This is a genomic window from Micromonospora sp. DT53, assembly GCF_049841535.1.
GTDB lineage: Bacteria > Actinomycetota > Actinomycetes > Mycobacteriales > Micromonosporaceae > Micromonospora.
Map to the genome: position 1 here is coordinate 305,496 of NZ_JBNCKM010000005.1, position 13,145 is coordinate 318,640.

General features: G+C 71.4%; 13 protein-coding genes. All 13 read right to left on the reverse strand.

Annotated elements, in window-relative coordinates; genetic code table 11:
* Positions 1–176: 176 nt before the first annotated feature.
* Positions 177–2,237: an acyltransferase family protein gene (locus tag ACLQ3B_RS18360; protein WP_425781948.1), complete on the reverse strand. Its 2,061-nt coding sequence runs from the start codon at positions 2,235–2,237 to the stop codon at positions 177–179.
* Positions 2,238–2,401: 164 nt separating this feature from the next.
* Complete coding sequence (locus ACLQ3B_RS18365) at positions 2,402–3,670, reverse strand: alginate lyase family protein (RefSeq protein WP_425781949.1); 1,269 nt, start codon at positions 3,668–3,670, stop codon at positions 2,402–2,404.
* A gap of 110 nt (positions 3,671–3,780) precedes the next feature.
* Entirely contained in the window at positions 3,781–4,401 is a 621-nt protein-coding gene (rdgB, locus tag ACLQ3B_RS18370; RefSeq protein WP_425781950.1) for an RdgB/HAM1 family non-canonical purine NTP pyrophosphatase, read from the reverse strand.
* 108 nt (positions 4,402–4,509) lie between these two features.
* Positions 4,510–5,238, reverse strand: coding sequence for a ribonuclease PH (rph, locus tag ACLQ3B_RS18375; protein WP_425781951.1), 729 nt, complete (start codon positions 5,236–5,238; stop codon positions 4,510–4,512).
* 9 nt (positions 5,239–5,247) lie between these two features.
* Positions 5,248–6,417: a glycosyltransferase gene (locus ACLQ3B_RS18380; protein WP_425781952.1), complete on the reverse strand. Its 1,170-nt coding sequence runs from the start codon at positions 6,415–6,417 to the stop codon at positions 5,248–5,250.
* The gene (locus ACLQ3B_RS18385) at positions 6,414–7,556 is read right to left on the reverse strand and encodes a glycosyltransferase family 4 protein (protein ID WP_425781953.1); all 1,143 of its coding nucleotides are present in this window, start codon (positions 7,554–7,556) and stop codon (positions 6,414–6,416) included. Before ACLQ3B_RS18385 ends, ACLQ3B_RS18380 begins: the two co-directional genes overlap by 4 nt.
* 110 nt (positions 7,557–7,666) lie before the next feature.
* Complete coding sequence (locus ACLQ3B_RS18390; RefSeq protein ID WP_357710733.1) at positions 7,667–8,410, reverse strand: MBL fold metallo-hydrolase; 744 nt, start codon at positions 8,408–8,410, stop codon at positions 7,667–7,669.
* A gap of 223 nt (positions 8,411–8,633) precedes the next feature.
* Positions 8,634–9,599 (reverse strand): PLP-dependent cysteine synthase family protein, encoded by a 966-nt coding sequence (locus ACLQ3B_RS18395; protein WP_425781954.1) that lies wholly within the window; start codon positions 9,597–9,599, stop codon positions 8,634–8,636.
* 11 nt (positions 9,600–9,610) lie between these two features.
* Positions 9,611–9,997, reverse strand: a complete 387-nt coding sequence (locus ACLQ3B_RS18400) for a MoaD/ThiS family protein (protein WP_210821471.1) — start codon at positions 9,995–9,997, stop codon at positions 9,611–9,613.
* Between the two features lie 65 nt (positions 9,998–10,062).
* Positions 10,063–10,551, reverse strand: coding sequence for a Mov34/MPN/PAD-1 family protein (locus ACLQ3B_RS18405; protein ID WP_030331272.1), 489 nt, complete (start codon positions 10,549–10,551; stop codon positions 10,063–10,065).
* 52 nt (positions 10,552–10,603) lie between these two features.
* Positions 10,604–11,104 (reverse strand): DUF2017 domain-containing protein, encoded by a 501-nt coding sequence (locus ACLQ3B_RS18410; protein WP_425781955.1) that lies wholly within the window; start codon positions 11,102–11,104, stop codon positions 10,604–10,606.
* Positions 11,101–11,391 (reverse strand): ATP-dependent Clp protease adapter ClpS, encoded by a 291-nt coding sequence (gene clpS, locus ACLQ3B_RS18415; protein ID WP_425781956.1) that lies wholly within the window; start codon positions 11,389–11,391, stop codon positions 11,101–11,103. Before clpS ends, ACLQ3B_RS18410 begins: the two co-directional genes overlap by 4 nt.
* 148 nt (positions 11,392–11,539) lie before the next feature.
* Positions 11,540–13,090, reverse strand: coding sequence for a hypothetical protein (locus ACLQ3B_RS18420; protein WP_425781957.1), 1,551 nt, complete (start codon positions 13,088–13,090; stop codon positions 11,540–11,542).
* Positions 13,091–13,145: the final 55 nt, after the last annotated feature.

Consider the following 13,145-nt stretch of genomic DNA (forward strand, 5'->3'; position numbering starts at 1 on the left):
CGTCATAACCGATAGAGGCCGCCTCGGTCGGCGGTGAACCCACCCGATGACCCTTCCGACACCGGGTCGATTTCCCCCTCTTTCGCCCATCCTGCGGGGGTGGTCGCGTGACCGTGACCGGCCACTCTCAACCCGTTGCGACGCGTCGCGCGGTGTGCTGCCGCGCAGCTTCGGCGTCAGGGCGCGAGACGTGCCGCGACACGCTCGACGAGGTGGGGTCCGAGGGTGCGCGCGTAGGTCGCCGTCATGTGATGCGCGTCCCGGTAGACGACGACGTTACCGATCACCAACGGACACTGGGTCGCGGTGCAGAACAGATCGGTCAGGTCGACCATCTGCACCTTGCCGTCGGTCCGCTTCGCGGCCTCCTCAAGGGCGTCCCGGGTGCCGAGCGCGACCTGCCGGTCGACCGCGCACCGCGTCGGATCCCCGCCGTTGGCCGTGTCGTCCACCAGGCAGCCGAGGTCCGTCGCGCCGAGCGCCGGATTGTCCACCACCACGACGATCCTGGTTCCCCGCTCCAGCACCGGACGCCACGCCTCGACGTACCTGCGGATCTGGCCGGCCGCCGCCTGGGGGTTGGTGCTCCCATTGCGCTTGCCGGTCAGGATGACGAGGTCGTACTTCGTGCCGCCGCCGAGCCGCTCCGTCATCGCGTTTCGCCGCGCGTAGCACGAGTCGGACTGGTCCGCCGCATCCACCTTCGCCCAGATGCAGCCACGGGCGACGTAGGTGTCGACCGCCCAGTTCCGAGCGTCGAGCTGCCCCTCGATGGCGGGAATGAGCATGGCGGCGTGCGAGTCACCCACGAGCGCGACGCGTGTCGCGTCGGGCCGTTGCGAACCGACACGACACGACGTGAGCGTCGCGCCGGGCTCCTGGTCATAGCAGCGGTACGCGGAACCCGTGTCCTTCGTGAGCATCGACATCTCGGGGAACAACTCCTGGCCGAGGGCGCCGTCCTCGCAACGCTGCGCCTCGACCATCGCGTCCGCGCCGAGGCACGGCGTACCCATGGCCACCAACTGCTCGAGACGTGACTTGTTCGCCTGACTGCTCTGTTCGAGCAGCCGGTTACCGGCGACGACGACGGCCAGCACCAGCACCATCGACATCGCGGCGGCTGCGTACTGCGGCCACAGCCGCCGCCCACCGCTGAACAGGCCGAACCGCACCGGGTCCTCGACCAGACGCTTGGTCAGCGCGGCCAACACCACCACACAGGCGATGACGACGAGCTTCACCGGCCAGGTCATCTTGTCGCCGGTCGCCAGCTCGAAGATCACGATTGGCGGCCAGTGCCAGAGATAGATGGAGTACGACCAGTCGCCGAGCTTCTGCACGGGCGTCGACGCCATCGGCCGCAGTGGGGACCAGCGCGGGCTGGGGGCGCCGGCCCAGATGGCGGCGAGGGTGCCGGCGACGGGAAGCGCCGCGGCGTAGCCCGGGAACGGTGTCCCGGAGTGAAGGAAGAAGGCGGCGACGCCGATCAGGAGCAGCCCCAGCCAGGAGACCGCCGCCCGAGTGCTGTCACTCGCCGACCGTCCGAGCCCCGGCAGTGTCGCCAGCATCGCGCCGGCCCCGAACTCCCACGCCCGGGTGGGCGTCACAAAGTAGGCCGCGGCGCTGTTCGCGGACGTCTCGTAGACGGAGTAGGCGAAGGAGGCCACCAAAATCAGACCAAGCGTGACCCGGATCGCGCCGATCGGGTCCGTCCGCCGGACCCGACGGGCGACCAGGACGGCGAGGACGATCAGGAGCGGCCAGACCAGGTAGAACTGCTCCTCCACGGACAGCGACCAGTAGTGCTGTACCGGCGACCTGACGTTCTCCGCGGCGAGGTAGTCCACGGCGTCGTGCGCCAGTTGCCAGTTCTCGACGTAGACCGTCGCCGCCGCGATCTCGCGGAGTATCTGTGGCCAGTAGAGCTGCGGCACCCAGATGAAGACGGCCCCCGCGGTGGCGACGAGCACGAGCAGAGAGGCCGGCAGCAGACGCCGGATCCGGCGCGCCCAGAAGGTGCGGAGGCGAACCGAGCCGTTCTTCTCCACCTCCCGTACGAGGTGGGCGGTGATGAGGAAGCCACTGATCGCGAAGAAGACGTCGACGCCGACGTACCCACCCGGGATCCGGTGCGGCCAGAAGTGGAACAGCAGCACCAGGAGCACCGCGAGCGCCCGCAATGCCTGGATCTCCGGTCGCAGAAGCCCACGCGAGGTCTGCTTCGAATCCGTCACTGTGCCTCACCACGTCGGTAGGGGTAAGGGTGGCGCGCAGCGGCCACACCGCCACGGGTGGTGGCGACGGCGAGGGTATACGGTTCCTACGCCATTCCTCTATCCGGGGAGCCGTCCACGACCGGCTGCGTGGCTCCCTCGTCCCGACGACGGCGAGGTGGGCGTCAGTTCGGGTTTCCGGCGTGGGTCAACGTCTCCCAGGCGTAGAAGTAGGCGGGCGGGCCGGCGGGCCGGTTAGCCTCCACGACCCGCCTGGTGTTCGGCAGGTCGAGCTTCATCCTGGTGGTGTAGTGGTTGAAGGCGACCTCGGGTGACGGCGCCAACCCGACCACCAGTCGACCGCCGCACAGCCAGGGCGGCGCCGACCCGCCCGACTCGAGTCCAGCATGGAACTCCAGGCCGCTCGTCAACCGCTCGCGTGCCTCGGCGTACAGGTCGCGGCCCTGGATCCACGCCGTCTCGGCAACGTGCGCCGCCGCCGCGAGACCCCACCCGGTGTGCAGGAAATCGCGGCAGGTCTCCTGGGCGAGCCCGTCCACCAGCAGGGTCTGCCCGCCCCAGTAATCGGTGAGCCCCGCTTTCGTGAAGGCGCTGCCGGGCGGCGCGTACGGCATCGGCCCGTCGCCGCGCAGATAGACGTACGCCCGCAGGCGCAGACGCCACTTCTCGATCGCCTTGAGGAAGGAGGCCCGATCGTCGAGGAACACCGAGATGCCGACCGCCGCATCAAGCATGATCAACCCCCAGTTCCCCGCCCGGACGCCATTGGTCCCGCCGATCACCGCCGGCAGGTAGACCTTCCGGAGCATCCGTTCGGTACGGGCCAACGAGGCGGGATCCCAGCCGGTGTAGGTGTGCTTGATCAGCTCTGCGGTTCGCGCGAACGTCGCCCCGGCCCACCCGGCCTGCAGCGGCGCGTTGGAGTTGGTGTGCTTCTTGAGCACGCCCGACCAGGCGTCCAGGATGTCGATGGCCTTCTCCGCGTACCTGCGGTCACGGGTGAAGCACCACATCAGCGCATGCGTGTACGCGGCCACCGCGTCCTCGGCCTCCGCCGTGCAACCGGTATCCGGCTGCGAGTAGTAACCGCAGTTCACGGTGGACACCGGTCGAGGACGCCAGGAGAGCTCGGCGTACTGGCTGCGCTGCATGGCGAGCCAAGCCGAACGCCAGGGCTCCTCACCGGCTCGGACCTTGCCGCTCACGAAGTTCAACTGCGCGCTGTTGACCAGGACACCCGGGTGGGCGAAGCCACTGCGCGGATCGCGCGACTCGGTCAACGGTGGCGCCGGCGGAATGGGGTCGACGAGCCAGGCGGCTCGCGCCTGGCTCTCCGGCTCGTCGGCCGAGAAGGCCAGGAGACCACCGCTGATGGCCAGGAGGCCGAGGCCCATCAGTGCCGCCAGCACGCCGCGCCTACCGGCCCATGCCATCCCGTCTCCCCGACAAGCTGCGTACCCGGATGCTCCGGACTCCCGAGATCAGTACATGTCATCGACCGATCGCTTCGCCACCCGTCGATGACAACCGGACATGCCCGGTCTCAGTCTGTGGACGGCGGCAGCACCTTGGCGACCAGTTTGGCCAACTCGCGCAACGCCTTGCCCCGGTGACTGATGGCGTCCTTCTCCGCCGGGGTCAGCTCGGCGTTGGTCCGGTCCTGCCCGTCGCCCAGGAAGATCGGGTCGTAGCCGAACCCACCGTCACCGCGCGGGGCACGCAGCACCCGCCCGGACTGCCGCCCGTCGACGAGGTGTTCCTTGCCGCCGGGCAGCACCAACGCCACGGTGCAGACGAACGAGGCCGCCCGCTGCTCGTCGGGCACGTCGGCGATCTGGTCCAGCACCAGCCGAAGGTTGGCCCGGTCGTCGCCGTGCTGGCCGGACCAACGGGCGCTGAACACCCCAGGCATCCCGTTGAGCGCGTCGACCGCGAGCCCGGAGTCGTCGGCGATGGTCGGCAGCCCGCTCTGCCGGCAACCCTCCCGCGCCTTGATCAGCGCGTTCTCGCCGAAGGTCAGGCCGGTCTCCGGCAGCTCGGCGTACTGCTCGACGTCGTCCAGCCCGAGCAGGGCGATCCGGTGCGCGCCGAGCGCGCCGTCCAGGATTCGCTGCAACTCGACGAGCTTCTTGCGGTTACGAGTGGCGAGCAGGACCTTGTTCACGCTGACACACCTTTGTTCGCGACTGCGGGGCTCGCAAGCTCACTCCTCGCGCTCACGCTGACACACCTTTGTTCGCGACTGCGGGGCTCGCAAGCTCACTCCTCGCGCTCACGCTGAGAGCGCCTTCCGCTGGGCTTCGGCCAACTCGGCGCAACCGGCGACCGCCAGGTCGAGCAGGGCGTCGAGCTGGTCGCGGGCGAACACGCCCGCCTCGCCGGTGCCCTGCACCTCGACGAAGTCGCCCGCGCCTGTGCACACCACGTTCATGTCCACCTCGGCGGCGACGTCCTCCTCGTAGCAGAGGTCGAGCCGGGCCTCCCCCGCGATGATCCCCACGCTGACCGCGGCCACCGAACGGTGCATCACCTTCTCCGGCTTGCCTGCCAACGCCTTCCGGGCGGCGAGCCAGCCCACCGCGTCGTGCAGCGCGACGTACGCGCCGGTGATCGCTGCCGTGCGGGTGCCACCGTCGGCCTGGAGCACGTCGCAGTCGAGCACTATCGAGTTCTCGCCGAGCGCCTTGAGGTCGATGCTGGCCCGCAGGCTGCGGCCGATCAGCCGGGAGATCTCGTGGGTACGGCCACCGACCCGGCCCTTGACGCTCTCCCGGTCGGAGCGGGTGTTCGTGGCCCGGGGCAGCATCGCGTACTCGGCGGTCACCCAGCCGAGCCCGGAGCCCTTGCGCCAACGGGGCACCCCCTCGGTGACGCTCGCCGTGCAGAGCACCCGGGTGCCGCCGAACTCGACGAGCACCGAACCCTCCGGATGGGTGCTCCAGCCACGGGTCAGGGTCACCGGTCGAAGTTGAGAGGGCCCTCGCCCGTCAGGTCGCGCCATCCCTGCACCCTATGCGGTGCGGCGATCCACCTCGCTCGGGGTGCCCCGGGGAACGTCCGCGTCGTGCACATCGAGGAACCCGGCGACAGCGGCCGGCCAGCCGAACTCCTCGGCTCGCGCCCGGGCGGCCCGCCGCCGCTGCGCCTCCGGCCGGGCCGTCAGACGGGTCACCGCCGCCGCCATCGACACCCCCGATCCGTACGCCGCCAGCCCGGCCCCGCCAACCACCTCGGGCAGCGCGCTGGCCGCGTTGACCACCACCGGAGTACCGCAGGCCAGCGCCTCCAGGCCGGCGAGACCGAAGGTCTCCACCGGGCCGGGCGCCAGCACCACGTCCGCGCTGGCCAACAACGCGGCCACCGCGGCGCGGTCCGGCAGGAAGCCGGTGAACGTGACAGGCAGCCCCGCCGCCCGTCGGGCCAACGCGCCGCGCAACGGGCCGTCGCCGGCCATCACGAGCACCGCCGGTACGCCCGCCCGGCGCAGTTCGGCGAGGGTCTGCACGGCCAACTCCGGTCGCTTCTCCGGGGAGAGCCGCGCGCAGTGCACCAACAGCAACTCGGTGGAGTCGGCGTACCGCTCGCGGACCCGCGGGTCCGCCCGGTGCGGGGAGAAGGTGTCCAGGTCCACCCCGAGCGGCACGAGGTCCACGTTGTCGGCGCCGATCCGGTCGAACTCCTCGGCAGCCCACCGGGTGGTGCAGACGATCCGGTCGTACGCCCGACTGGTCGCCCGGTTGAGGCGGTCGGCGGTCGGGCGGCGCAGCATGTCCGGCACGCCCCACTGGCCGAGCAGACCGGTCAGCGACTCGTGCGACACCATCACCGACGGCACCCCGTGCGCCCGCGCCCACCGGCCCGTCCACCGCAGCGACGACCGGTCGGAGACCTCCAACCGGTCCGGTGCCAGGTCGGTGAGGAGCCGGGCCAACCGGCGTCGGCCGGCCAGCAACCGGTAGCCACCGCTGACCGGCAGCCGCGGCCCGGCCAGGGTGACCACCCGGCCCCACGGGTACGTCTCGTCGGCGGCCCGCTGACCGGGTATCACCAGCACCGGATCGTGCCCGGCCGCCCGGTAGCCCGCACCGAGATGCCGTAGCGCGGTCCGCAGGCCGCCGGAGCGTTCCGTGACGAAGTTGGCGAGCCGCACGATCCGCAGCCCGCCGGCCGACCCGGTCACGAAGCGGCCGGTACGCCGACCGTGGCGGCAACTGTGCGTACCGCGTGGTAGTGCCCGATCAACTCGTCGCCGACGGCGGCCCAGCTGCGGCGACTGACCGCGACCCTGGCGGCCAGCCCGTAGGCCCGCCGCCGGTCGGGGTCGGCGGCCAGCTCGGCCACCGCCGCGGCGAGCGCGTCGCCGTCGTTCGGCGGCGCCAGCAGCCCGGTCACGCCGTGGTCGACGAGGTCGACCGGGCCGCCGCTGGCCGGCGCCACGACCGGCACGCCGGAGGCCAGCGCCTCCTGGATGGTCTGGCCGAAGGTCTCGTGCGGTCCGGTGTGCACGAACAGGTCCAGGCTGGCGTAGAGCCTCGCCAGGTCCTCGCCCTGCTGCACACCCAGGAAGGTCACCCCGGGCAGCTCCCGCGCCAATTGGCGGCGGGTCGGGCCGTCGCCGGCCACCACCACCCGCACGCCGGGAAGTCGGGACGTCGCCGCCAGCAACTCCACCCGCTTCTCCGGCGCGAGCCGACCGACGTAGCCGACCAGCAGCTCACCGCCGGGCGCCAGCCGGTCCCGCAACGTCGCGCACCGCTTGGCCGGATCGAAGCGGACGGCGTCCACGCCGCGCCGCCACAGCCAGATCCGCAGTACCCCGTTGGCGATCAGGTCGGCGGCGGCCCGGGTCGAGGGAGCGAGGGTGCGCTGCGCGGAATTGTGGATCTCGCGGATCCGGCGCCACGCCGCCGCCTCACCCCAACTGACCCGGTACGCCCGCGCGTACGCCGCCACATCGGTCTGGTAGACGGCCACCGTGGGCAACAGGTGCCGGCTGGCCAGCGTGGCCGCCCGTGCGCCCAGGACGAACGGACTGGCCAGGTGGACCACGTCCGGTTCGGCCGACAGCAGCGCCCCGGCCAGTCGGGCGTTTGTCGGCACGCCCAGCCGGAAGCCCTGGTAGCGGGGCAGCGGCACGCTCGGAATGCGCACCACCGGGTACGGCAGCCGGTCGACGCCCTGCCGGCCACCGGGCGGGGAGGGCGCGATGACCACCGGCTCATGGCCCCGGTCGAGCAGGTGCTCCGCCGTCCGCACCACTGAGTGCGCGACGCCGTTCACATCCGGTGGGAACGACTCGGTCACGATGGCGATCCGCATGCCCACACCGTGCGGGTGCCACGGGTGCGCCAGACGACCGTCCGCTGACCGGCCGGCGAACAGTACGGCACAACACCGCGGCCCGGCCCCCGGGAACCGGACGCGTCGCGTCAGACGTCGTAGCTGGCGCCGGGCCGGACCACCTCGAGCGGCCCGGCGTACGCGGAGGCGGCCGACTCCAGCGTGTGCGCCTCGCTGCCCCAGGCGGGCACCAGGTGGGTGAGCAGCAGTCGGCCCACCGCGGCCTTGGTCGCCGCCTCGCCGGCCTCCCGACCGGTCAGGTGCAGATCCGGCGGATTGTCCATGCCGTCGAGGTAACTGGCCTCGCAGAGGAACACGTCGGCGTTCTGGGCCAGCCGCAACAGCGCCTCGCAGGGCGCGGTGTCCGACGAGTAGCACAGCGAACGGCCGTCGTGTTCCAGCCGCACGCCGTACGTCTCGACGGGGTGGTTGACCCGGTCGACGGTGATCGTGAACGGGCCGATCGGGAAGGTGCCCGGCTGGAGCGCGTAGAACTGGTACACGTCCTCCACCGAGCCGTCGTCGCCGTAGGCGGCGCTGAGCCGGTCCGGCGCACCGGCGGGCGCGTACACCGGCAGCGCCGGGTAGGGGCCGTCCGGGGCGTACCGGCGCACCACCACGTACAGCACGGCGTCGAACATGTGGTCGCAGTGCAGGTGGGTCAGCAGGATCGCGTCCGGGGCGTGCAACCCCGCGTACCGCTGGAGGCTGGACAGCGACCCCGAGCCGAAGTCGACCAGGAGCCGAAAGCCGTCGGCCTCGACGAGGTAGGCGGAGCAGGGCGACTCGGGGCCAGGGAAACTGCCGGCGCTGCCCAGAACGGTCAGTCGCATCGAGTGGTCTCGCTGTCACTATCAGTAGCACCTGTGCCGGCGATGGTCCCGGCCATGATCTCTACCGACGCGTACGCCACGCTGCGCAGCCTACGCTGGCGCGCCCGGCAGCAAGAATCATCCAACGGAAGTTGTCACGAACGTGACACCCGCTCGCGGTACGCCGGGCAGCCAACGGGCCGTCGACGGATGTCGACGGCCCGTAGTCGGGAGACCGGATCGGTCAGGCCCAGAGCTGCCCCTCCAGGGCTTCCTCGGCATCGGCGAGCGTGCCGCCGTACGCGCCGGTGGACAGGTACTTCCATCCGCCGTCGCAGACCACGAAGGCCACATCGGCCCGCCGGCCGTCGCGAACCGCCTCATGCGCCACCGCGAGCGCGGCGTGCAGGATGGCACCTGTGGAGAACCCGGCGAAGATGCCCTCCACCTCCACCAGCTGGCGAGTGCGTAACACCGCGTCGCGGGTGCCGACCGAGAACCGCCGGGACAGCACCGAGGCGTCGTAGAGCTCCGGCACGTACCCCTCGTCGATGTTGCGCAGGCCGTAGACCAACTCGCCGTAGCGCGGCTCGGCGGCCACGACCTGAATGCCCTCGACCTTTTCCCGCAGGTAACGCCCGGTGCCCATCAGGGTGCCGGTGGTGCCCAGCCCGGCCACGAAGTGCGTGATGCTGGGCAGGTCGTGCAGCAGCTCCGGCCCTGTCGTCTCGTAGTGCGCCCGCGCGTTGGCCTCGTTGCCGTACTGGTAGAGCATCACCCAGTCGGGGTGCTCGGCGGCGATCTGCTTGGCCGTGGCGACCGCCTGGTTGGAACCACCCGCCGCCGGCGAGAAGATGATCTCTGCCCCGTACATCCGGAGCAGCTGGACCCGCTCGGTGGAGACGTTCTCGGGCATCACACAGACCAGCCGGTAGCCGCGCAGCTTGGCCACCATCGCCAACGAGATGCCGGTGTTGCCACTCGTCGGCTCGAGGATGGTGTCACCCGCCCGGAGCCGGCCAGCCTCCTCCGCCGCCCGGACCATGAACAGCGCCGCGCGATCCTTGATGCTGCCGGTGGGGTTGCGGTCCTCCAGCTTGGCCCAGAGGCGCACCGGAGGGGCCCCGTCGGGCACCGTCGGGGAGAGTCGGGGCAAGCCGACCAGCGGCGTGCCCCCGCAGGCGTCGAGCAGGCTGTCGTACCGCGCCATGGCGGCCGACCTCAGCGAGCCGCGACGGCGTCGCCGGCCACCACGGCGGCGGCGCTGTGCGAACTGATCGCCGCCGCCGCGGCGCTGTGCGAACTGATCGCCGCCGCCGCGGCAAAGCCGAACGCGCCGCCGGCCACGGCCGGCAGGATGGTGACGCTGTCGCCGTCGGAGAGCTTCGCGTCCAGCGCGCCGAGGAAGCGGACGTCCTCGTCGTTGACGTAGACGTTCACGAAGCGGTGCAGCGTGCCCGCGTCGGTGATCAGCCGGCCGCGCAGGCCGCCGTGCCGCGAATCCAGGTCGGTGAGCAGATCGGCGAGCGTGTCGCCAGCACCGTCGACGACCTTGGCGCCGCCGGTGTAGCTGCGCAGGATGGTGGGGATGCGAACCTCAATAGCCATGATGTCGAACTCCTCGATCGGGTGTGCCTACGGTGACGGGACGAGACGGTTGCGGCGCTGACAGGTCAGCGACCGGAACACTCGTAATCGACCGTCGCCGGGCTCTGCCCGAACATGTAGGACTGGACGGCGTGCGGGTCGACGCCGGCCTCCACGACACGGACCGGCTCCTCGGTGACCACGCCGTCGACGATCCGGAACGACCGGATCTCCTCCGAGTCGGGCTCACGGGTCGAGACGAGCAGGTAGTGCGCCCCCGGCTCACCGGCGAAGGCGACGTCCGTCCGCGACGGGTACGCCTCGGTGGCGGTGTGCGAGTGGTAGATGACGACGGGCTCCTCGTCCCGGTCGTCCATCTCCCGCCACACGCGCAGGTGCTCCATCGAGTCGAACTCGTAGAAGGTCATCGACCTTGCCGCGTTGTCCATCGGGATGTGCCGGGTCGGGGTGTCGCTGCCGACGGGACCGGCGACCACGCCGCACGCCTCGTCGGGGTGATCCCGGCGCGCGTGGGCGACGATCGCGTCGATGATCGACCGGTCGATGCTCAGCACGTGCACCAGCCTAACGCCTGCCGAGCACGGGCCGAAGTGGTGCCGGTCACCCCTAGTCGATCAAGGCGTTGAGCAGCGACTCCTGTAGATACCCGAGATAGGCGTAGACCGACAGCTGGAACACCCGGCTGGAACCCGGGTCCTCAGCGACCGCGTCGTCCAACTCCTCGCCCAGATCCGTGCCGTCCTTGATCTCCAGGCGGACGCCCATCGCGAGCCGCGCGTCGTTCAGCGCCCGCAACCACGCCTCGGCGGCCTCGGCGTCCAGCCGCACCTCGCCGCCGGCGTCGTCCGGCAACGCGGCCAGGACCGCCCCCGCCTGATCGATCTTCGAGGTCTTCAGGTCGCCCTCGGTGTAGCGGCGAAACTCGGCGGTGTCCGGAGCGTCCTGCGGGTAGACCGCCGGAAAGAGCCGACCGACGACCGGGTCGGTGTGGTCGAAGCCATCGGTGAGCAGACCCACCACCTCGGAGGCGACCTTGCGCAGCACGCGCACCTCGTCGACGGCGAAGACTGCGACGTAGTGGCCGGCCTGGCGCCGAAACATGCTCATGATCTGTCCACCGTCGCCCACAGCCCGTACGCGTGCAGCTGCGACGCGTCGTGCTCCATCCGCTCCCGGGCGCCTGTGGAAACCACGGCACGGCCCTTGTGGTGCACGTCCAGCATCAGCTGTTCGGCCCTCTCCCGGCTGTAGCCGAAAAGCTTCTGAAGAACCCAGGTCACGTACGTCATCAGGTTGACCGGGTCGTCCCACACGATGGTCACCCACTGCCGGTCGGACGCCGGCACCTCGTCAGTGTCCGGCGTCTCGACCGGTACAACCTGCGGAGCCGCCATGCCCCCCATCGTGCCACCGGTTTCCCGGAACCGAGGAACCGGAACGCCGGCCCGGCGTGGATCACCCACCCCAGGCACTCCCGACCCGCCCCGCACACCGTCGGACTCGGGGTCCGGCCCGGACCCGGACCAACCGGTGGGCGCGCCGTCAGGCGAGCAGGATGCCGTGATCGACTGCATCGGAGAGCACCACGCCCAGCGAGAGGCGGATCACCTCGAACCGTCGGGAGATCTCCCTGGACAACCCCAGCTCGACCTCGCGCACCGCCCGCTGGGACCAGGCCCGCGCCGCGCTGTGGTCGTCGTTGCCGGGGGTACGCCACTGCTGCCAACACCCGCCGGAGAGCGCCACCGCGACCGGCGGGAGCACCTCGTCGCGGGACGCCGACGGATAGCTGGCGGCGGCGTCGATCGCCTCCGCGCCGGTCAACTCGGCCACCCCGGCCGTACTGGTGATCAACAGCACCTTGTCCAATTCGTGGCCGGGCCGGTGATCGGCCAGGCCGTACTGGACGGCGGCGGCGATCCGGCGTCGCACGCCCTCGGCCGGCGACGCGCCCAGCACCCGGGACGCGACGTCGGTCACGATGCCGCGCACCGCCTGGTCGCACTGCGCGGTGGCCAACAGCGACAACGCCGCCATCTCCCGGTCGAGGAGATCCGGGAGGCCGGCACAGCCGACTCCGAACACGATCTCCTGAACGGCCCGCAGGTGGATGTTCGCCAACTCCAGCGCGAGATGTTGGCGGATCCGTTGAGCGCACGAACGGGCGTGGCGGTCGAGCCGTTCGGACCAGTCACCCGGATCGGCCACCACCGCGACGCGGCCCTGCTGGCCCGGCAGGACCGGTGGGTCGACGCTGCCCCGCTGCAACCCCTCCCGCGACGCCCAACCCACAAACGCCCGCCGCAGATCGGCGGCGGTGTCGGCGTCGTCGACCGGGAACCACCGCGCGCCGGCCAGCGCCGGCACCGCGGCCAGGAGCGCCGCCCGATGTGCCTCCACCGTCACCGCGACCGCGTCCACCTCGGTCTCCGCACCTCCGACCGGCGGGACGGACGCCCCCGCGCCCTCCGTAGTCGCCGCGCCGTCGGCCAGCGGAGCCCAACCCGCCGCGCCAGGGGTGACCGCGAAGACGACCTCCACCGAGGTCGGGGCGACCTCGGCGAGCAGGTTCAACTCGGCGGCGGTGAAAGCCTGGTCGGCGGCGATCACGAAGAGCAGCGCGCCGGCTCGGCCCGCCGCTTCGAGCAGCACCCGCGTGCCGGACACGCCAAGTGTGGCGGTGTCCGGAACGTCGATCAGGGTGAAGTGCCGCAGCAGTGGCTCGGGCACGCTCAGCTCGACCCGCCGGGGCGGACGGGCCAACGCCGGACCGGCGGCGTCCCGGTCCGCGCCGTACGAGTGCGGCTGGCGGTAACCGGGCACGAACGCCGCACGGGTGGGCACCTTGGCGTTGCGCACCACCAACCAGCTGCCGGCCGGCACGGTGAGCATGACCGGGTCGAGCCCGAGCAGGGTGGCGAGCACGGCACGCCGCTCGGCGCCGGCCGGGCCGACGGCGACCACACCGAGCGGCTCGTCCGGGCCGGGGCCGGCCGCGCCGACCCGGGTGGGGAGCGGACCACAGATGGGTAGGTCGGTTGGGCCGGTCATGTCGTCCGGCGAGTCGACCGAGGGGAGAGGGCCCTGCTTCATCAGGTGCCTCCCGTTGCAGGTGACCGGCGGGCCGGTCGCGAAGATTCCGGTGCGT